19 protein-coding genes are annotated in these 18994 nt (G+C 70.2%); 12 read left to right on the forward strand and 7 right to left on the reverse strand.

Features of this window, described 5'->3' with window-relative positions; all coding sequences use genetic code 11:
- Positions 1 to 15: 15 nt before the first annotated feature.
- The 8 genes from J7656_RS05065 (at position 16) to J7656_RS05100 (ending at position 7561) form a co-directional block, all read left to right on the forward strand.
- Positions 16 to 1332: a nickel pincer cofactor-dependent isomerase, group 22 gene (locus J7656_RS05065; protein WP_017344204.1), complete on the forward strand. Its 1317-nt coding sequence runs from the start codon at positions 16 to 18 to the stop codon at positions 1330 to 1332.
- A gap of 108 nt (positions 1333 to 1440) precedes the next feature.
- The gene (locus J7656_RS05070; RefSeq protein ID WP_017344205.1) at positions 1441 to 2229 is read left to right on the forward strand and encodes an SDR family oxidoreductase; all 789 of its coding nucleotides are present in this window, start codon (positions 1441 to 1443) and stop codon (positions 2227 to 2229) included.
- Positions 2226 to 2573, forward strand: a complete 348-nt coding sequence (locus J7656_RS05075; RefSeq protein ID WP_017344206.1) for a cupin domain-containing protein — start codon at positions 2226 to 2228, stop codon at positions 2571 to 2573. The genes J7656_RS05070 and J7656_RS05075 overlap by 4 nt, the downstream gene beginning before the upstream one ends.
- Before the next feature lie 21 nt (positions 2574 to 2594).
- Entirely contained in the window at positions 2595 to 3416 is an 822-nt protein-coding gene (locus J7656_RS05080) for a fumarylacetoacetate hydrolase family protein (protein WP_017344207.1), read from the forward strand.
- 54 nt (positions 3417 to 3470) lie between these two features.
- Positions 3471 to 3899 carry a universal stress protein gene (locus tag J7656_RS05085; protein WP_017344208.1) on the forward strand — a complete coding sequence of 143 codons (429 nt, stop codon included), beginning with the start codon at positions 3471 to 3473 and terminating at the stop codon, positions 3897 to 3899.
- 172 nt (positions 3900 to 4071) lie between these two features.
- Positions 4072 to 5184, forward strand: a complete 1113-nt coding sequence (locus tag J7656_RS05090; protein ID WP_017344209.1) for a TAXI family TRAP transporter solute-binding subunit — start codon at positions 4072 to 4074, stop codon at positions 5182 to 5184.
- Positions 5185 to 5339: 155 nt separating this feature from the next.
- Positions 5340 to 7331 (forward strand): TRAP transporter permease, encoded by a 1992-nt coding sequence (locus J7656_RS05095; RefSeq protein ID WP_211554296.1) that lies wholly within the window; start codon positions 5340 to 5342, stop codon positions 7329 to 7331.
- Entirely contained in the window at positions 7328 to 7561 is a 234-nt protein-coding gene (locus J7656_RS05100; RefSeq protein WP_211554297.1) for a hypothetical protein, read from the forward strand. Before J7656_RS05095 ends, J7656_RS05100 begins: the two co-directional genes overlap by 4 nt.
- Before the next feature lie 260 nt (positions 7562 to 7821).
- On the opposite strand, the gene J7656_RS05105 is transcribed toward J7656_RS05100, so the two are convergent.
- Positions 7822 to 8739 (reverse strand): hypothetical protein, encoded by a 918-nt coding sequence (locus J7656_RS05105; protein ID WP_017344212.1) that lies wholly within the window; start codon positions 8737 to 8739, stop codon positions 7822 to 7824.
- 83 nt (positions 8740 to 8822) lie between these two features.
- Positions 8823 to 9692, reverse strand: coding sequence for a CheF family chemotaxis protein (locus tag J7656_RS05110; RefSeq protein WP_211554298.1), 870 nt, complete (start codon positions 9690 to 9692; stop codon positions 8823 to 8825).
- 240 nt (positions 9693 to 9932) lie between these two features.
- On the opposite strand from J7656_RS05110, the gene fer reads away from it, so the two are divergent.
- The 3 genes from fer (at position 9933) to J7656_RS05125 (ending at position 12183) form a co-directional block, all read left to right on the forward strand.
- Positions 9933 to 10322: a ferredoxin Fer gene (gene fer, locus J7656_RS05115; protein ID WP_004596710.1), complete on the forward strand. Its 390-nt coding sequence runs from the start codon at positions 9933 to 9935 to the stop codon at positions 10320 to 10322.
- Between the two features lie 218 nt (positions 10323 to 10540).
- Positions 10541 to 10951 (forward strand): Htur_1727 family rSAM-partnered candidate RiPP, encoded by a 411-nt coding sequence (locus tag J7656_RS05120; RefSeq protein ID WP_017344214.1) that lies wholly within the window; start codon positions 10541 to 10543, stop codon positions 10949 to 10951.
- Positions 10948 to 12183 carry a TIGR04347 family pseudo-SAM/SPASM protein gene (locus J7656_RS05125; RefSeq protein ID WP_017344215.1) on the forward strand — a complete coding sequence of 412 codons (1236 nt, stop codon included), beginning with the start codon at positions 10948 to 10950 and terminating at the stop codon, positions 12181 to 12183. The genes J7656_RS05120 and J7656_RS05125 overlap by 4 nt, the downstream gene beginning before the upstream one ends.
- 18 nt (positions 12184 to 12201) lie before the next feature.
- Here J7656_RS05125 and J7656_RS05130 read toward each other — a convergent pair whose 3' ends face one another.
- Together J7656_RS05130 and J7656_RS05135 are read right to left on the reverse strand one after the other, a co-directional pair.
- Positions 12202 to 12810: a helix-turn-helix domain-containing protein gene (locus J7656_RS05130; protein WP_017344216.1), complete on the reverse strand. Its 609-nt coding sequence runs from the start codon at positions 12808 to 12810 to the stop codon at positions 12202 to 12204.
- Positions 12811 to 12912: 102 nt separating this feature from the next.
- Positions 12913 to 13971 (reverse strand): disk-shape morphogenesis protein volactin, encoded by a 1059-nt coding sequence (locus J7656_RS05135; protein ID WP_017344217.1) that lies wholly within the window; start codon positions 13969 to 13971, stop codon positions 12913 to 12915.
- Between the two features lie 251 nt (positions 13972 to 14222).
- Between J7656_RS05135 and J7656_RS05140 the strand changes: the two genes are divergently transcribed.
- Positions 14223 to 15056, forward strand: coding sequence for a geranylgeranylglycerol-phosphate geranylgeranyltransferase (locus tag J7656_RS05140; RefSeq protein WP_017344218.1), 834 nt, complete (start codon positions 14223 to 14225; stop codon positions 15054 to 15056).
- A gap of 91 nt (positions 15057 to 15147) precedes the next feature.
- On the opposite strand, the gene yciH is transcribed toward J7656_RS05140, so the two are convergent.
- The 3 genes from yciH to J7656_RS05155 are packed head-to-tail and all read right to left on the reverse strand — an operon-like array spanning position 15148 to position 18971.
- Positions 15148 to 15441 (reverse strand): stress response translation initiation inhibitor YciH, encoded by a 294-nt coding sequence (yciH, locus tag J7656_RS05145; protein ID WP_004596695.1) that lies wholly within the window; start codon positions 15439 to 15441, stop codon positions 15148 to 15150.
- Positions 15442 to 15495: 54 nt separating this feature from the next.
- Positions 15496 to 17781, reverse strand: a complete 2286-nt coding sequence (locus J7656_RS05150; protein WP_211554299.1) for a transglutaminase TgpA family protein — start codon at positions 17779 to 17781, stop codon at positions 15496 to 15498.
- Positions 17778 to 18971 (reverse strand): DUF58 domain-containing protein, encoded by a 1194-nt coding sequence (locus J7656_RS05155; protein WP_211554300.1) that lies wholly within the window; start codon positions 18969 to 18971, stop codon positions 17778 to 17780. Before J7656_RS05155 ends, J7656_RS05150 begins: the two co-directional genes overlap by 4 nt.
- Positions 18972 to 18994 lie beyond the last annotated feature (23 nt).

The following is an 18994-nucleotide window of genomic DNA, read 5'->3' on the forward strand; positions in this document are numbered from 1 at the left end:
CGCGAGGGCCCCCACATGGAGTTCCCCGACCGATCCGACGTGGACGGGCTCATCGACCCGCAGCCGCTTCCGGAGTTCGCGCGGGTGCGGTACGAGCCGCGGACGGAGCGCCTCGACGACCCCGTCGGGGCGGCCCGCGAGTCGCTCGACGCGCTCGACCTCGGCGACCTCCCGGCCGGCGCGACCGTGGCCGTCGGGGTCGGCAGCCGCGGCATCGATCGCATCGACGAGGTCGCGGCGGCGGTCGTCGACGAGGTCGCCGAGCGCGGCTTCGACCCGGTCGTCGTGCCCGCGATGGGCAGCCACGGCGGCGCGACCCCCGAGGGGCAGCGCGAGGTGCTGGCGGCGCTCGGGATCACGGAGGAGTCCGTCGGCGCGCCGATCGACGCGCGCATGGCGGCCGAGGAGCTGGCGACGGTGAGCGTGGGCGACGTCGACCTGCCGGTGTACTTCTCCGAGGCGGCGCTCGCGGCCGACGCCGTGCTCGTGGTGAACCGCGTGAAGGCCCACACCAACTTCACCGGGCCGATCGAGAGCGGGCTCGCGAAGATGACCGTCGTCGGACTCGGCAAGCAGCGCGGCGCGAAGTCGTTCCACTCGACGGCGATCGCCGAGGGGTACGTCGAGACGCTGACGGCGGCGCTCGACGTGATCGAGCGCGAGACCCCGATGATCGGCGGGATCGCGCTCGTCGAGAACTTCGAAGAGGAGACCGGCCACGTCGAGGCCGTCCCCGCGGGCTCGTTCCTCGACCGCGAGCCGGAGCTGCTGGAGCGCGCCTACGACGAGATGCCGACGCTGCCGATCGACGACATAGACCTGCTCGTCGTCGACGAGATCGGCAAGGAGATCTCGGGCGCCGGGATGGACACGAACGTCATCGGTCGCTACCGCGTCCTCAACGCGCCCGACCCCGAAACGCCGGACATCGACCTCATCTACGTGCGTGGCCTGACCGAGGCGACGAAGGGGAACGGCAACGGGATCGGGCTGGCCGACCTCACTCGGAAGCGCGCGGTCGACCAGCTCGACCTGAAGAAGACGTACGCGAACGCGCTCACGAGCGGGTCGCTCGCGAAGTCGAAGCTCCCCGTGGTGGCGCCCGACGACGAGTTCGCGCTCCGGACCGCGCTGGCGGCGCTGGGCGGGTACGACCCCGAGACGGTCCGGATCGTCTGGATCCGGAACACGCAGGACCTCGGCGAGTTCCGCGTCTCCGAGGCCGTGGTCGACGACCTCCCCGAGGCGGCGGAAGTGGTCGGCCGCGAGACGGTCGGATTCGACGGCGGAACGGCGGAGATCGAGGGGTTGGCCGACGACGCGGACGCGTAGGGTCGCGTCGCCGGTCGAACCGCGCCGCTCACCCGTCGTGTCTCCTCGTCGATACCTCCAGTTGCCTCTAGGAAAACGTTTTCACCCGATACGCGGAACCGATAGGGTATGGACCTACAGATCGACGGGAACGCGGCCCTCGTCACGGCGTCGTCCAGCGGACTCGGCAAGGCATCGGCGAAGGCGCTCGCCCGCGAGGGCGTCGACGTCGTCATCAACGGCCGCGACGAGGAGCGGCTGGCGGACGCGAAAGAGGAGGTCGAGGCGGTCGCGACCGGCGAGGTCGTCGCCCACTCCGCCGACCTCACCGACGCAGACGAGGTCGCGGCCTTGGTGGAGGCGACCGTCGACGAGTTCGGCACGATCGACCACCTCGTGACGAGCGCGGGCGGTCCGCCCTCGGGCGCGTTCCTCGACACCGACGATGAGGACTGGCAGCACGCGTACGACCTGCTCGTGATGAGCGTCGTTCGCCTGGCGCGAGAGTCGTATCCCCACCTCAAGGAGGGCGACGGCGGCACCATCGTCAACATCACCTCCCGCAGCGTGAAGGAGGCCATCGACAGCCTCGTGCTGTCGAACTCGGTCCGGATGAGCGTCATCGGGTTAGAGAAGACCCTCTCGAAGGAGTTCGCGCCGGAGGTACGCGCGAACGCCGTCCTGCCGGGCCCGCACGAGACGAGCCGGATCCGGGACCTCGTCGAGGCCGCCGTCGAGCGCGGCGACTACGACTCCTACGAGGAGGGGCTCGACGACTGGGCGCAGAACCCGCTCGGGCGCATCGGCGACCCGATGGAGCTCGGTAACACGGTCGCGTTCCTCTCGTCGCCGAAGTCGGGGTACGTCAACGGCACCGCCCTCCCCATCGACGGGGGATCGACCGGAGCGAACCTATGAAGCCGGTCGCGTTCGACGAGGCGGAGACGTACGAGCCCGACGAGGGGTGGCGGCGCGTGTCGATGGCGGGCAGCGACCGCTTCTCCTTCGAGTGGTTCGAGAAGCCGCCGGGGCACAGCTCCCCGATGCACGACCACGAGAACGAGCAGGTGTGCCTCTGTCTGGAGGGCGAGCTGACCGTCGTCTCCGAGGACGACGAGGTCACGCTACAGAAGAACGACTCCGTCCTCTTGGAGTCGAACGAGCCCCACAGGGTCGAGAACACCGGCGACGAGCGCGCGGTCGGCCTCGACGTGTTCGCGCCCGGGCGCTCGTTCGACTTCTGGACGGACCGGGAGGAGTGAGATGAACGGAGCCACCTCGCAATGAAGTATCTTGCGCGCACGGCGACCGGCGAGCCCCTCCTCGGCGGCGAGGACGGGTACGTCCCCCTTGACGCCGTCGAGCCGGACCTGAAGACGGTCGGCGACGCGCTCCCGCGGGCTGCCGCGGGCGACCTCGGTGACGTGGCCGACGCGACCGCGGACCCCGTCCCGGCGGCGGACGTGTCCTTCGGCGCGCCCCTGGAGTCGTTCGGGAAGCTGTGGGGGATCGGCCTGAATTACGAGGAACACGCCGGCGACCTCGACGAGCAGCGCCCCGAGGAGCCGGCGAGCTTCATGAAGCCGCGGTCGGTCCTGACCGGCCCCGGCGGGCCGATCCGCCTGCCGCCGGAGTCGCAGAGCGAACGGGTGACCGCCGAGGCCGAGCTGGCGGTCGTGATGGGCCGAACCTGTCGGAACGTCGACGAGGGCGAGGTCGACGACGTGATCGCGGGCTTTCTCCCCGTGATCGACATGACCGCCGAGGACGTGCTCCAGCGGAACCCGCGCTTCCTCACGCGGGCGAAGAGCTACGACACGTTCCTCGTCCCCGGCGCCGCGCTCGCGGTACCGGAAGGGCCGGTCGACCTCGACGAGCTCTCGGTGCGGACCGAGGTCAACGGGGACGTGCGAGCCGAAAACGAGATCCGGAACATGCTGTTCCCGCCGGCGGAGATCGTCTCGTTCCACTCCGACGTGATGACGCTGGAGCCGGGCGACCTCTTCAGCACCGGCACGCCCGGCGCGGCGCCCATCGACCCCGGCGACGAGGTGCGGGCGGTCGTCGAGTCGATCGGGTCCGTCACTGCGCCGGTGACGCGGTAGGCGGCCGGCGCCCCCGCAGCTACTTTTATTACCTCGTTTCGGGAAGGGACGGGTATGTACCGGGTACTGGTGCCGGTCGGCGGAGAGACCGAACACGCGCCGGCCGCCGCGGACGCGGTCGCGTCGCTTCCGAACGCCGCCGACGAGGTCGAGGCGGTGCTGCTCAACGTCTACGAGGGGTTCGAGGTCAGCGGCGAGGGGGGCCGCGTCGACTCCGAGGACGTGTGGAACGAGGAGAACTACCCCGAGGCCGTCGCCGCCGTCGAGGACCGGCTGGCGGCGGCCGGGGTCGAAACGTCGAAGCGGCGCGAACACGGCGACCCCGCGGAGACGATCCTCGAAGTCGCCGAGGAGCTCGACGTCGATAACATCACGATGAGCGGGCGGCGCCGGAGCCCGACCGGCAAGATGCTGTTCGGGAGCACGACGCAGTCGGTGCTGCTCGGAGCGGACCGACCGGTGACGGTCATCCTCGAGGAGTAGCTCCCCCGGCGCGGTCTCCTCGGCGGGTGGCCGGCTCCGGTGGTGGGTGCTTCAACGGGTGACGCGTTCCGGCGACTTGTTCGCTGATCGTCATTATAATGAATATTCCTTCGGTTTGAACTGAAACAAACAGGCACATTGTTAATGATCGACCGGGTGTACTCTGTTGAGTATGTCCGAGAACTCAATCGATCGGCGGAAGTTCCTGTACGGTACCGGCGCGGTAGGTGTCACCGGACTGGCCGGCTGTAGCGGCAACGGCGGTGACGGAGGAGACGGCTCCGACGGCTCCGACGGTTCGGACGGATCTGACGGCTCCGACGGCTCCGACGGCGGCAGCCAGGACCTCACGCTGCGCGTCGGCACGTCCGCCGGCGGGACGCAGGACGTCGGCCTCGCCGTCGAGCGCGCGGTGAGCCAAGAGAGCGACTCCCTGAGCTACTCGACCATCGAGAGCCCGGGATACATCGGGACGATCCGGCGGATGGCGAACAACCAGTTCAACGCCGGGATCACCGACAACAACTCGCTGTCGAAGGCGCTTGACGAGACCGGCGCGTTCTCCGAACAGCCCGTCGAGCGCATCCCGCAGTACGGGTTCTACGCGTTCCCGTACGCCATCTACATCATCGCTCGCGACGGCACGGGGATCGAGACCTTCGACGACCTCGCCGGCGCGAACGTCTATCCCGCCGAGCCGGGGTACTCGACGCGCGCGACGACGCTCGACGTCTGGTCGCAGGAGCCGACGGCCGACATCTATGACCAGATGAACATCCAGAACATGGGCGTCGACTCCGCGCCCGGCGCGTTCGAGGAGGGGACGATCGACGCCAGTATCGCGTACGGGACGCCCGGCGTGCGGTACACCGGATTCGTCCAGGAGATCGCCTCCCGTACCGACATCCACTACGTCGAGCCGACGGACGCGCTCCGCGAGTCCGCAGAGTCGTACCCCGGCGCCGGGTTCGGCACCACGAGCTACGACGACTGGCCCATCGCGGACACCGACATCGGCACGGACGAGGTGTTCCACTGGAACCTCGAGGTCAACTACACGTTCAACCCCGAGGCGAACCCGGACGCCGTCTACGAGCTGTGCCGCGTCGTCGACGAACACAACGACACGGTTAACGAGGGCGAAGAGCAGTTCAACGACTTCGAGTCCACCGCGGACATGCTCGGGTCGGCCCGCGAGAACATCCCGGTCCACCGCGGCGCCGTGCAGTACTACCGGGACAACGACGCGTGGGACGACAGCCTGACCGAAGGCGACAGCGCCTGATCGGCCGGGAAACCGGCTTTCCTCCCCGTTCACCGCGGTGTACCGATCAGTAATTTAAAATCATCGAACACGCAACCGACAACTCAGACACCAACCATGATACTATCAACCACGCCCGGGCGACCGACCAGCCTCTCTGACGTACTCCAGCGCCAATGAGTACGGACACGGCTTCGACGGAATCCGAGTCCGGGCTCCTTCGAGGGCTCAACGTCACGGTCACGGCGGCTGCGCTGCTGTTCTGGGCCGGCGTCCTCTACTGGGCGCAGACGCAGGCGATCTCGCAGGTGCGGTTCGCCACCGCATTCGTCGGCGGCATCCTGACCGTGTACGCGCTCAACGAGACCCGGCTCGCCATCGCGGACGGCGACTGGATCGACGGCGCCGTGCTGATCCCCGCGTCGCTGGCGCTGATGACCGCGTCGGCGTTCTTCGCGGTTAACTTCCAAGACGTGTACCTCCAGCGGCAGGGGTACGCGCTCGAACACGAGTACATGCTCGCGCGGCTCGTCGTCCTCTCGCTGATGTACCTCACGTGGCGCGAGTTCGGGAACGTGTTCCTCGGGCTCGTCTTCGCCGTGTTCGGGTACGCGATGTACGGGAATCTCGTCCCCGGCGTGCTGGGTCACGCGGGGATGAACCAGGCGACGCTGCTTCAGGCGACGGTCACAGACCTGTACGGGTTCTACGGGAGCCTGACGCAGATCACCGCCTCGTGGATCGCGCCGTTCCTACTGTACGCCGGACTGCTGTTCGCGTACGGCGCGTTCGACCTCATCCTGCGGGTCGCGATCGTGGCCGCGAAGTACATCGAGTCGGGGATCGCGCAGACCGCGGTGCTCTCCTCGGCGGTCATCGGCTCGATCAACGGCTCGTACACCGCCAACGCGGCGATGACGGGCTCGTTCACCATCCCGACGATGCAGGAGGCCGGGATGAAGGGGCACCGCGCGGCCGGCATCGAGGCGGTCGCCTCCACCTCCGGGCAGGTCCTCCCGCCGGTGATGGGGGCGTCCGCGTTCGTGATGGCGTCGTACCTCGGGGTGCCGTACCTCGACATCGTCGTCGCCGGCCTCGTCCCGGCCGCTATCTTGGTCGTCTCCATCTCCATCGCGGTCCACTACCTCGCCATCTCGGACTCCAGCAGTCAGGACATGGAGTTCTCCGAGTTCTTCGACGAGCGGCTGTCGACGGAGAAGAAGGTGTTCGAGGCGATCCGCTTCGGCGTTCCGTTCGGGATCCTCATCTACCTGCTCGGGATTGCCCAGTACACCGTGATGACGTCCGCGCTGTACACGGTGGTCGCGATGATGATCACGGGGACGTTCATGCCGCCGCTCCAGCGGCTGGTCGACAGCTCGGGCACCAGTCCGGTCGGCGAACTCGTCACGCAGGTAAAAAACACCGTTCACGGGATCCGCCGCGGCGCGATCATCCTGGCGCCGATCGCGATCATCCTCGTCGTCATCAGCGGCGTCGTGAACCTCTTCAGCACGACGGGGATCCCGGCGAAGATCGCGCTGCTGCTCATCAACATCTCGGGCGGCGTGCTGCTGTTCGCGGTGCTGCTCGGGATGGGGGTCGCGATCCTGATGGGGGTCGGCATGCCGACGGTGGCCGCCTACGTCATCGTGGCCATCCTCATCGTCCCGACCTTCGTCTCCGACTTCAACGTCCCGGCGATCACCGCCCACTACACGATGTTCTACGCGGCCATCCTCGCGGGAATCACGCCGCCGGTGGCGACCGCGGCGGTGATCGCGGCCGGGATCGCGGAGGCGAACTTCTGGCGGACCTGCGGGGCGGCGATCCGGATCGCCGCGCCGCTTTTCGTCCTCCCGGTCGCGTTCGTCTACAACCCCGGCCTGATCTCGATGGACGTCGGCGCGTACACGCTGTACGTCGGGCTGCTCGTCCTGCTGGGCGCCGTGGCGATCATCTACGGGCTGAACTACCCGTTCAAGATGCGTCCCGGTCGGAAGATCGGCGCGCGCGCGCTGCTCGCGACGCTCGGCGTGCTGATCATGGTGTACCCGTCGAACGTCGCGAAGATAGCCGGCATCGCGGTCTTCGCCGCCGTGTTCGTCGCGGAGAAGGTGATGATCCGCGGTCTCACGCTGCCGTTCGGCAGGGGGGCGAGCCAATGAGCGACGACGACTCCCCCGAGGCGGTCGCCGAGGAGTCCGCACAGCAGGCTGGCGGACTCGACGAGATCATCCCGGAACCGCTGCTGCCGGTGTGGAACCAGGTGGAGAAGGTCCAGGCGTTCCGCCGGACCCACGGGTCGAAGTACGTCGGCGCGCTCGAACTGCTCACCGCGCTCGCGCTCACCGGCGGCTACGTCTGGTGGCTCCTCATCTACCTCGAACTGCTGTGAGGTCGCCGGCGGCGCCGCCTCGCCGCCTCGGCTCTTTTTCCTGACCGTTCGACCGATCCCGGAACGTTCGCCCTCGACTCGCCGAATCGCGATCGACCTCGGGCTGCCGAATCCCGATCGGCCTCGACTCGTCGAACGGCGTTTCGCCTCGCGTCCGCGGGCCGTTCGCTCGACCGCGTAGCGGGAGGCTACCGTGCGAGCGCAGGAAAGCGACGATGTCTGAGAAACGAACGCAGGGAAAGGGTGGGGCCGCGACCGAGTCAGCGCCCGCCGTCGGTCATCGCGACCGGCTCGTCCGCGTCGACATCGCCGGGCGCCTCCGCGGCGGACTCGTCGCTCGACGCGGGGTCGGCCGCGGTGTCCGTGACGCCGAACTCCGTCCAGAGGGTGGCGACGACGATCGCGTACGCGACGAGGTCGTAGTGGACCGCCCCCTCCAGCCCGGTGAACGCGGTGAGGGTACTGTATCCGTACAGCGCGACAACCCCCCCGACGAACGCGGCCTCGTTGGTGAACCGGCCGTCGCGCACGGCGGCGGTCGCGCGGCGGATCGTCGGGCCGCAGGCGACGAGGAACGCGATCCCGGAGAGCGCGCCGAGGTTGATGAAGAAGTGCGTCGTCATCGCCGAGTCGAGTATCGACTGGAGGTACTGGACCGTCACGGGGTCGTAGAACAGCCACTCGATGCGGGTCGGGTACAACACCGCGACGTACGGCGTCGCGACCATCAGGCCGAAGAGGACCGCGACCGCGACGCGGGCCGACGCGAACTGCGACGCGCGCCGCGCCTCGAACGCCTCGTCGCCGGGCGCGACGACGAGCCCGCACGACTCGAGCGTCTCGCGGAGCGCGTCCCGCGACAGCGACGGGTCGTGGTGGACGCCCACCGTCCCGTTGCGCCGCGTCGCCGAGGCGTCGCTGACGCCGTCGACGTCGCGCAGGACCGCCTCCAACTGCCTCTCGCGGCGGTCGGTGTCGATCCCGTCGACCGAGTACGTGTCGTGGTCGTGGCCCTCCGGCACGCGGGCCGTTCGCGGTCCCGAGTCGACGGCGTCGCTCGGGGGCGTCTCACCGCCGGGCGGATCGCCCTCCCCCGTCTCGCCGGGCGCGTCGATCCCTCGCTCGCGGACCACGGCGTCGAGCGGCGTCTCGCCGCCGCGGTGGTCTCTCTCTCGCATGAGAGATACCTACGGTTACAAGAGCATGAAACTTCCCCTGAGCGGCGGCGCGTTCGGGGTCCCGAATGCGCTGTCACCGCGCCTCAGGCATTCACCGATTCGAGGTAGGAGCTCACGATCATCTGTCCCTTGCGGGTGAGCGCGGCCCCGCTCTCGCCGTCGGCGACGAGGCCGGCCTCCCGGAGCGTGTCGAGGATCATCGACGTCTGGGTGACGTCGCCGGTGACCACGTCGGCGATGTTCGCCTCGCCCCCCGCGGAGTAGATCGACACGAGGATCTCCAGCTGCTCTTCGGTCGGGTCGAACGAGTCGAGCTCCTCCATCGCCTCGTCGTACTCGATCTTGATGTACCGGCCGAGGATGTTGAGGGCGCGCTCGTTCGGCACGGTCGCGATCGACGTGACCGTCTGGCCGTCGGCGACGTGCCGGAACACGAGCGCGGGCCGTTTCTTCCCGCCGAGGGTGCGGTCCGTGCGCTCGTAGTCGATCACCGCGGAGAGGTCGACGGTGAACGGCTCCGGGCAGTTCTCGAACCGGATCTCGCCCGGCGACACCGACACCGAGGCGCGGTGGTCGCTCGCGTCTGTGACGCGCCCGCCGACCTTCGCCGGGTGCCGAACCGTGACGGTGACGTTCCGCAGCAGGGACTTGAACAGCAGCCTGACGAACTTGTCCATGTCCTCGGGCTCGCCCTCCACGAGCGCGGCGCGGCGCGACCCGTCTTGCTCGTACGCGACGGTGACGCTGTCGTTGAAAAACGAGCGCAGGTCGCCCGGCACGCTCCCGACGACGACGTCGAACACCCGCGAGAGCGGGACCGTCTCCTTTCCGTCGTCCGTCGCGACCACTAACCGCCGCTGGCTCAGCAGGACGCGGCCCGTCACCGGCTCGTCGGTTCCGAAACTCGCCGCGTGGACGCGGCCGACGAAGTCGGCGACGACGGACTCCTCCATCGAGGGATCCTGAGCGCCGTACGCTATTTATTGTTACTCACCTTGTATCAGTCGTGATAACCGTCTGTCACCTGCGCCGATCCGGAGTGGTCCACGCGGCGAACGGCGCCTTCGGTGCGTTTCGAACCCCGCCGTCGCCGCCGAGAGAAGTCGAATATGTTCGGTCGTCGGCGGTCGCTCGCGATGCGATCGGGTGGGGAACAGCAAAGCCTAATGAGGTGGGCATCAAATCGGCAGGTGATGCCCACAGTAGAATACCTCAACTACGAAGTGCTCGACGACCACGGCTGGTCGATGGACGACGACAACCTCTTCGAGGAGGCCGCCGACGCCGACCTCGACGCCGAGGACTACGGCACCCTCGAAGTGAACCAGGGCGAATACATCCTCGAATCGGCCGAGGCGCAGGGCTACGACTGGCCCTTCTCGTGCCGCGCCGGCGCCTGCGCGAACTGCGCGTCCATCGTCAAGGAGGGCGACATCGAGATGGACATGCAGCAGATCCTCTCCGACGAGGAGGTCGAGGAGAAGAACGTCCGCCTCACCTGTATCGGCAGCCCGGCCACCGACGAGGTCAAGATCGTCTACAACGCGAAACACCTCGACTACCTGCAGAACCGCGTCATCTGATCGGCTCTCTACTGCGGTGAAAGCCGTTCTCACGCGGGACCGCACCGCTTACGGTCCTCGCACCTCTTTCCGCTTCGGTAGCGGTGAGTCCGTCCCTCGACGACTTCTGTTACCGGAGACCGCGTCGCGCCCCCTCCGTCGCCCGAACAGGTTCGGGCGAGTTTCGCGGCCGTGAGAACGCGCGAAACCCCGTTCGGGGGACCGTCCGTATCGGGGGTATGGTCGAGAAGACGGACCGAAGCGAGGACGCGAACGGCCCCCGGTCGGCCGACGGTCGCCGGTTCGAGGTGTTCGTCCGCGAGGAGGAGTCGGACCCGCTCCGCCACGTCGGCACCGTCGCCGCGTCGACGTCCGACGTTGCGCACGAGGAGGCGAGCAAGCTGTTCGCGTGGTACGCCCGCGACGTGTGGGTGTGTCCGGCCGCGGAGGTGTCCCGCTACTCCGCGGAGTCGCTGGTTGGCGACGAGGACGAAGGGACGGAAGATTCAGCGGAGTCCGACGACGCCGACGAGCCGCGCGTCTACGAGGAGACTGAGGGGACGCCGACCGTCTCCTGCGGCGGGGCGCCGGTCGACAGCGACGGGGGCGGTGACGAGGCCGCGGAGCCGTCCGCGGAGGGGTCGCGATGATCTCCGTCAGCAAGCTGCTGTGCGGGCTCGACGCCGAGAGCGACGGGCTCCGCTACGACGCTGCCGACGGCTCGAAGGAGCCGCAGATCACGGAGGAGAAACAGCGACGTCCCGTCGTCGTCTGGAACACCACGAAGCGGTGCAACCTCTACTGCGAACACTGCTACGCGGGCGCCGACGCCGAGGGCGCCCCGAACGAGCTGTCGACCGCCGAGGGGAAGGCGCTCATCGACGACCTCGCCGAGTTCGGCGTCCCGGTCCTCCTCTTTTCCGGCGGCGAACCCCTTGTCCGCGAGGACCTCCCCGAGCTGATCGAATACGCCGACGACAGCGGGATCCGCCCGGTTCTCTCGACGAACGGCACGCTCCTCACCCGCGAGCGCGCCCGCGAACTGAAGGAGGCGGGGCTGAAGTACGCCGGCGTCTCGGTCGACGGGCTCCCCGAGCGAAACGACCGGATCCGGGGCGAGGAGGGCGCCTTCGACGCCGCGGTCCGGGGGATCGAGGCCTGCCTCGACGTCGGGCTCAAGACGGGGCTCAGATACACGATCACCGAACACAACGTCGACGACCTGGCGGGGGTCGTCGACCTGCTCGTCGACGTCGGCGTCGACCGCTTCTGCTTCTACCACCTCGACTACGGCGGCCGGGGCGCCGACATCTCTGACGTCGACCTCTCGCCCGAGGCGACCCGGAAGGCAGTCAGGGACCTCTGTGACCTCACCCGCGAGTACCACGAGCGCGGCGAGGAGATCGAGACGCTGCTCGTCGGCAACTACGCGGACGCGGGCCACCTCGTGGAGTACGCCGACCGGGAGATGGGGACCGACCGCGCGCGGCTCATTTATCAGTATCTCCGGCGCAACGGCGGCGACCCGACCGGCGAGCGCGTCGCCGACGTCGACCCCGTCGGCAACGTCCACCTCACGCAGTTCTGGCAGGGGTACTCCCCCGGCAACGTCCGCGACCGCTCGTTTGGCGCCATCTGGACCGACGAGTCGAACCCGCTCCTCGCCGGGCTCCGCGAGCGGGAGGAGCGGCTCACCGGGCGCTGCGCCGACTGCGCGTATCAGTCGATCTGCCGCGGCGGCTCGCGGCTCCGCGCGCTCTCGGCGCACGGCGATCCGTTCGCGCCCGACCCGAAGTGCTACCTCACCGACGCCGAGCGCGCCGGCGAGGAGGCGCTCGCGCGGATCGACGGCGCCGGCCGGTCAGCGCCCGCCGACGACTGAGCCGGGTCCGGGAGCCGGTCACCCTTCCGCGCCGTCGAAGACGTCCGTCACCAGCTTCGCCTGTGCGGTGCGGAGCCGCTGGGAGAGCGCGGACTTGCTGATTCCGAGCTCGTCGGCCAGTTCGCTCAGGCGGACGTCGCGGTCGTCGTCGAAGTAGCCGCGGACGACCGCGAGCTCGAGCCCGCGGCGCTGCTTCGGCGTCAGCGCGGAGAGGTCGAACGTGACCTGCTCGGTCGCGTCCGGCCCCTCGACGACCGCGAGCCGGACGAGACGCACCCGGTCGACGACCCCGCGGAGCTCCTCGACGAGCCGGCGGACGTCGGCCCGGTCGTCGACGTACGCGGTGACGAGTATCGTCCCGTCCTCGACGCGCCGGAAGTGCGGGACGTAGCCGAGCCGGCCGAACGCGTGACAGAGGCAGTCTGCGTCGACCTCGCCGGTCCCGCGGCGCACCTCGCCGTCCGGCGTCGTCACGTCGACGACGCACTCGTCGCCGACCGCGTTGACCGCGACCGCGGCGGCCTCGTCGGCCTCAGAGACGATCGGACAAGCGCGGTCGCCGGTCGGATCGACGTCGAGGTCGACCCGCAGGCGACGGTCGCCGTCGGTGCCGGCGGCGTCAGACATGTCTATCGCTACGGACGGCGTCGGTTTTACTCTTCGGCGGATTCCCGGGATCCGGCGCGGCGGTCGGCCGGTCGAGAAAAGTCGGCGGCCGTCGCCCGCGCCTCAGTCCTCTGACTCGGGGGCGGCCTCCTCGGCCGCGGGCTCCTCGGCCGCGGGCTCCTCGGCGGCGCCCGAGTCGTCCTCGCCCTCCTCGGAGCGGGCGGCGACGAGGGCGCCGCTGGCGACGCTGTACATCGGCTCGTCGGCCGAGCGTACGCCGCTGATCGAGAACGGGATGTTCGCGTCCGCGAGGTGGTCGGCGAACAGGTCCTCGAAGCCGTTCGGGCTGGAGGTACCGCCGGTGACGACGACGGGCACGTCCAGTCCCTCCTCGACGTCCTCCTCGTCGACCTCGCGGGAGATGTTCTCGATGACGTAATCGAGCAGGTTCTCGTAGTAGATGGCGAGCGCGCCCTCGACGCCGCCCACGTCGGTGCGGAAGTCGAGTTCGAAGTCGTCCTCCTTGATGCTCGTCACCTTGTCGACGGGGGTGCCCGTCGCCTGCGCGGTCTGCTCGTCGACCCAGTCGCCCCCGCGGGCGATGGAGAACTTCATGACGGGCACCGCGTAGTAGGCGAGACAGACGTTGGTCATCCCCGCGCCGAAGGAGATCCCGAGGCCGGTGAAGTTGTTGTCGGCCAGTTCGGAGTAGATGACCGCCATCCCCTCGTTGATCGGCTCGGGGTCGTACCCCATGTCGCCGAGCATCGACTCCAGCGTCTTCTCGTGGTACAGCGTCGTGAGCGGCGAGTCGATGGGATCCGCGGGGCTGGAGTAGAACAGCCGCTCGTTCGGCTTCGAGGGTTCGCCGACGACCTGCTCGGTGATCAGCTTGATCATCGGGATGGCCGACGCCTCCTCGCTGGAGAGGATGCCGTGTTGCATCGGCCGGCGGGTCTCCTTGTTGAAGATGTTCGCGAAGTTGAGGGCGTCGTCGCCGACGACGTACACCTTGTCGTCCTTCCGGATGTGGAGGACCTCGCTGCGCGAGAGCATCTGCTCGGCCATGTCGCTGTACTCGATCTCGACGAACGAGTTGCGCTGCTGTACAAACACCGTCTCCGCGCCCTCCTGCCGTCCGGAGAGGATGTTCATCGTGCCAACGTCTAAGCCCTTGGCCATATCCGGGTATTTCATTTCGGACCTGATAAACGTTCGTGGCGGACCGACCGACAACCGTCCGAGGCCGGGCGAACACCTTCGGGAGGGGACGAGGCGACCTCGCGACGATGAGATGCCCCCGCGACGACGAGACGCCCCCGCGACGACGAGACGCCCCCGCGACGACGAGACGACTGACGCCCCGTCGCCTACCGCGGCCCCCGACTGATCCCGCACCGTTTATTCCTCGCGGGCGGGAGTACGCGGACGACGTGCGAGACACGCTCCGCGGTATCGTCGAGCTCGCGCGCCTCGGCAACTGCGTCGCGGCCGGGGCCCTCACGGCCACCGGCGCGTTCGTCGCGGGCGCGAGCGGCGCCGCCCTCCCGACCGCGCTCGCGGCCGTGACCACCGCCTTCGCGGTCGCCGCGGGCAACGCGATCAACGACTACTTCGACCGCGACATCGACGCGGTCAACCGCCCCGACCGGCCGATCCCGCGGGGCGCCGTCTCGCCCCGGGGCGCGCTCGCGACCGCGACCGTCTGGTTCGCCGTCGCCGTCGCGGCCGCGGTCGCCCTCCCGCCGCTCGCGATCGCCATCGCCGCGGTGAACCTCGTCGCGCTGGTCACCTACACGAGCATTTTTAAGGGGACGCCCGGCCTCGGCAACGCCCTCGTCGCCTACCTCGTCGGCTCGACGTTCCTGTTCGGCGGGGCCGCCGTGGGGAACCCCCGCGCGGTCCTCGTCCTCGCCGCGCTCGCCGGACTCTCGACGTTCACGCGCGAGGTGATCAAAGACGTCGAGGACGTGGCCGGCGACCGCGAGGAGGGGCTCGCGACGCTTCCCATCGCGGTCGGCGAGCGCGCGGCGCTGTGGATCGGCGCGGCCGCGCTCGTCGTCGCCGTCGCCGTCAGCCCGCTGCCGTACCGCTCCGGGACGCTCGGCGCGGCGTACCTCGCGGTCGTCGCGGTCGCCGACGCGGTCATGCTGTACGCGGCCTACGAGAGCTTCTCAGACCCCGCCGCCGCGCAGCGACGGTTTAAATACGGCACCTTCCTCGCGGCGGCCGCGTTCGTCGTCGGGCGGGCCGCCGTGGTCGCGTGAGACGAGCGGCGCGGCCGCTCGCGGACGAGTAGTTCTTTAAAAAACGGTGGCAGTTCGAAGCGACGCTCGACGGCGGACGGTCAGGTGACGGTCACGCGACGTTGAAGCCCTTGTCGCGGAGGAAGTCCTCCACGCGACCCGAGTGGTTCCCCTGGAGCTCGATGGCGCCGTCCTCGACGGTGCCGCCGCAGGCGAACTTCGACTTGAGATCCGACGAGAGGGAGCTCAGGTCCACGTCCTTCGGGTCGAATCCTTCGATGACCGTTACCTCCTTACCGTACCTGCGCTCGTCGATGCGGATGCTGATCTGCTGGGACTCCTTCGCGACGTCCTCGCAGACGCAGAGTTCCTGGGGCAGTCCGCACGTCGAGCAGACTTCCGACATTACAGCCCGAATCTACAGGACGCCCATATTAAATAGTGTCGGGAAGCCCCCCGATCAGCGGACGAACCGCCCGATGAGCGGCAGTCGTTCGAGCGCGAGCCGCCGGACGGCCCGGCGGGCCGCGTCGGCCTCGTCGCGGGTCACGGATCCGGCGTACGCGGCGCGCTCGTACGCTTCCGCGACGGTCTCGACGCGCTCGTCCGCCCCGAGCGTCCGGACCGCGTCAACGTAGCGCCGCGGGGTCTCCCCCGGTCGCCGCTCGCGGTAGCGCCCGGCGAGGAGCCGTTCGAGGTCGGCGAACGCCCGCTCGGCGTCCGCCGCCGGGTCGCCGCGCCGCCGCGGGAGCGTCGGACCGATCCGTCGGCTCGCCCGGCTCGCTATCCCCGTTCGCCGGACGCCCGCGACGCCGAGGCCCGCGACGAGCAGCCAGTAGAGCGCGGTCTCCGGGTCCGGCAGCGACCCGAGCGGGCCGTCGCTCCCGCTCGACCCCGACCCCGCCGCCGGACCGGTGGTCGTCGTCGGCGCGGTGCCCGTTCGGGTCCCGTCGAGCCGCGCGATGCCGCTGGAACCGAGCGTCCCGTTGCCGCTCGTGTTCCCCGCCGTCGAGTTGTTCGTTCCCTCGGTCGTCTGCGCGCCGTCGTCGGTCGCCTCCGGATCGGTCTCGTCCGAGTCGACGTCAGTCTCAGGCGTCTGATCGGGCGCGGACGCCTCGGTGTCGACGTCTTCAGCGCCGTCGGCCCGCGCATCCGCGAGCCGGGTGTCGCGCGCCTCGTCGCGGGGCGCGGACGGGGTGGGGTCGAACGCCACCCAGCCGTGGTCGGGCACGTAGATCGACACCCATGCGTGGGCGTTCTGCCCGCGGACGACGTACTCGTCGTCGCCGACCTGCTGGCCTGAGGTGTAGCCACTCTCCATCCGCGTGGGGATCCCCTGCGACCGGAGCATCGCCGCCATCGTCGTCGCGAAGTAGACGCAGTAGCCGGCGTCCATCTCGAAGAGGAACGCGTCGGCGACGTCGCCCTCCGGTCGCTCGACGGTCAGCGAGTAGTCGTACTCCGAGCGCAGGTACGCCTCGACCGCGGCGGCCTGTTCGTACGGCGACTCCGCGTCCGCCGCGGCCGTGATCTCCTCGGTCCGCTCGCCGACCCGGTCCGGCGTGCTCTCGGGCAGCTGGGTGTACCGCTCCTCGATCGCTTCGGGGTAGTCGGTGCTGGAGTTCCGGAGCGTCGCGGGGTCGTCGTCGAGGACGCGGCTCTCGACGGTCACCGTCTCGCCCGGTTCGAGCGGGTTCGCAAGTCGGAGGCTGCCGCGCTCGTCGACCTCGACGGCGCCCCCGCCAGAGGCCGCGACCGGCTTCCACGGCGCCGGGAGCGCGCTCGACTCGGTCTCCGCGGTGATCGTCACGTCGACGCTGTCGTTCGCTCCCGGCGGGCCCGGCAGCGTGTCGTTGACCGCGGACCGCTCGCCGCTCCTGACCCAGCCGTCGCCGGTGTAGGTGTCGTACGCCCCGGTGTGCCAGTTCCGCTCGACTGGGCTCTCGATCGTGTACCGCACCTCCGGGGAGAGCCGCGTGGTGCCGATCACCTCCAGCTCGTCGTCGCCGCTCAGGCTCGACTCCAGCGTCGTCGTGCCGCGGTCGAGCCCCAGCGGCGCCGCCGCGCCGGCCGGGATCACGGTGACGGTCGCGCTCGCGACGACCATCGCCGCGACCACCAGCGCGAACGTGCCCGCGTGGCCGCGGCGCCGGCTCGGCGTCGACAGCGTGGAGAGCCCCACGGCGAGCGCGAGGCCGACGACGCCGGCGACAGCGGCGCCCGTCCCGGCGTCGCCGGTGAGCACGAGGAAGCCGAGCGTCCCGCCCGCGACCGTCGCGGCCGCGACGTGGCGCCCGCGTCCCGCGAAGTAGCCGACGAGGAACGTCGGCACCGGCGCCACCGCCAGCACCCAGACGTCCGCGAGCGCCAGCCGCAACACGGAGAGCCCGGTCGACAGCGCGAGGAGGTCTAAGGCGACGCTCCGGACCGAAAACAGCGCGCGCCGGCTCGCGGGGATCGCGAGGAAGTAGCCCGCGAGCCCCGCGGCGAACAGCACCCCGGCCAGCCACAGCGCGGTCCGCTCGCCGACCGCCCGCGCCAGCGCGAGCCCGCCGACCCCCGCGAGCGCGACGACGGCCGCGGTCCGCCCCGTCCCGCCGACGACGTTCGTCACCTCGAAGAACACGGCGAGGTACGCCGCGGCGACGACCGCGACGCCGACGACCGCCGGGTCGGCCAGCCGTCGGTCGCCGCCGGCGGACTCGCCCGGAGAGAGCCGCTCTCGGACGGAGGGGCTCCGACTCACGGCGACACCACCTCCCGTCCGTCCGCCGCATCGTCGGCCCCGCCCGGACCGTTGCCGTCGCTTGCCCCGCGCTCTCCCTCCGCCTCGCGGCGCAGGTCGGCGAAGGATTCGGACCGGTCGCCCGTGCGGAACCGGGCGCCGTCCGCGTCGGCGACGATCGTCACGTCGGCCTCGTCGTCGGTCACCGCGCCCGGGCCGGTCCGCGCCGCGAGCTCCAGCACCTCTCGCCGGCCGCGGCCGCCCGGGGCCGCCGAGACGCGCCCGCCGGGCAGCCGCACGTCGACCGGGACGCCGTCGTCGAGCAGCGCCAGCGCGAGGCTCGCCGTCGCCCGCGCGAGCTCGTCGGCGGCGGCCGCGCTCGCGGAGCGGTCGGCCGCCGAGTCGTCGCCGAGGGCGCTGCCCGCGAACGGCGAGCGCTCACCGCCGCTGCGGCCGCCGCGACCGCGCGCCTCGCCCCCGCCGACCTCAGTGCCGCCCGCGATCGTCACGCGGTTCCGAGCGGTCTCGGCCGCGAACTCCTTGACGACGATCTCGTCGCGCTTGGCGGTCGTCGCCCAGTGGACGTCGCGGACCGCGTCGCCGCGGGTGTACTCCCGGAGGCGGTCGAACTCCTCGCGCTGCCGGCTCACGTCGACCGCGTCGGCCGCGTACAGCGCCCGCCGGAACCGCGTCGGGACCGGGTCGCGGGGCGGGTAGACGGTCACCGTGTCGGTCTCGTCGACGACCATCTCGCGTTCGAACAGCCCGAACACGTCGGTCACGGTGAGCTCGACCGGGCCGAGCGTCCGCTCGCCGCGCTCGCGGTACGTGACGGCGTACGACACCGGCTCGGTGCCGACGGACGCACGGATCGGCGCCGTCGGCCCGTCGAGCCCCTCGTCGACGCGGACCCGGACGTCGGCGAGGAACGAGGGCCCGGCGCCGTGGTCGTCGCTGTCGCTCCGCACGGCATCGGGGCCAAACTCCAGGCGGACCTCGCGCGTCTCCCCGACGAACCCGTCGGGAGGCGTCACGTGTCGGACCGCGGGGACGTCGACGCGCGACACCTGGACGTAGCCCGCCGCGAGCGCGATGGCGACCGGGATCACGATCGCGTCGAGCGCGCGCCCGCCGGCGGCGAGCGCGCTGGCGGCCGCGACGAGGCCGACGACGACGGCGACGCGGCCCCGGCGGGTGAGTTCGGGCGTCATCTGTGCGAGGGCAGTGTCGGCGT

Source organism: Halorubrum ruber (genome assembly GCF_018228765.1).
In the GTDB taxonomy this organism is placed as follows: Archaea; Halobacteriota; Halobacteria; order Halobacteriales; family Haloferacaceae; genus Halorubrum; species Halorubrum ruber.

Bases quoted from the DNA above. Each gene is read 5' to 3' on its own strand.
- J7656_RS05135 (WP_017344217.1), bottom strand. From the start codon at position 13,971: ATGGCCAAGGGCTTAGACGTTGGCACGATGAACATCCTCTCCGGACGG.
- fer (WP_004596710.1), top strand. From the start codon at position 9,933: ATGCCCACAGTAGAATACCTCAACTACGAAGTGCTCGACGACCACGGC.
- J7656_RS05155 (WP_211554300.1), bottom strand. From the start codon at position 18,971: ATGACGCCCGAACTCACCCGCCGGGGCCGCGTCGCCGTCGTCGTCGGC.
- J7656_RS05120 (WP_017344214.1), top strand. From the start codon at position 10,541: ATGGTCGAGAAGACGGACCGAAGCGAGGACGCGAACGGCCCCCGGTCG.
- J7656_RS05100 (WP_211554297.1), top strand. From the start codon at position 7,328: ATGAGCGACGACGACTCCCCCGAGGCGGTCGCCGAGGAGTCCGCACAG.
- J7656_RS05075 (WP_017344206.1), top strand. From the start codon at position 2,226: ATGAAGCCGGTCGCGTTCGACGAGGCGGAGACGTACGAGCCCGACGAG.
- J7656_RS05090 (WP_017344209.1), top strand. From the start codon at position 4,072: ATGTCCGAGAACTCAATCGATCGGCGGAAGTTCCTGTACGGTACCGGC.
- J7656_RS05110 (WP_211554298.1), bottom strand. From the start codon at position 9,692: ATGGAGGAGTCCGTCGTCGCCGACTTCGTCGGCCGCGTCCACGCGGCG.
- J7656_RS05095 (WP_211554296.1), top strand. From the start codon at position 5,340: ATGAGTACGGACACGGCTTCGACGGAATCCGAGTCCGGGCTCCTTCGA.
- J7656_RS05065 (WP_017344204.1), top strand. From the start codon at position 16: ATGGAGTTCCCCGACCGATCCGACGTGGACGGGCTCATCGACCCGCAG.
- J7656_RS05105 (WP_017344212.1), bottom strand. From the start codon at position 8,739: ATGCGAGAGAGAGACCACCGCGGCGGCGAGACGCCGCTCGACGCCGTG.
- yciH (WP_004596695.1), bottom strand. From the start codon at position 15,441: ATGTCGGAAGTCTGCTCGACGTGCGGACTGCCCCAGGAACTCTGCGTC.
- J7656_RS05085 (WP_017344208.1), top strand. From the start codon at position 3,471: ATGTACCGGGTACTGGTGCCGGTCGGCGGAGAGACCGAACACGCGCCG.
- J7656_RS05080 (WP_017344207.1), top strand. From the start codon at position 2,595: ATGAAGTATCTTGCGCGCACGGCGACCGGCGAGCCCCTCCTCGGCGGC.
- J7656_RS05130 (WP_017344216.1), bottom strand. From the start codon at position 12,810: ATGTCTGACGCCGCCGGCACCGACGGCGACCGTCGCCTGCGGGTCGAC.
- J7656_RS05070 (WP_017344205.1), top strand. From the start codon at position 1,441: ATGGACCTACAGATCGACGGGAACGCGGCCCTCGTCACGGCGTCGTCC.
- J7656_RS05125 (WP_017344215.1), top strand. From the start codon at position 10,948: ATGATCTCCGTCAGCAAGCTGCTGTGCGGGCTCGACGCCGAGAGCGAC.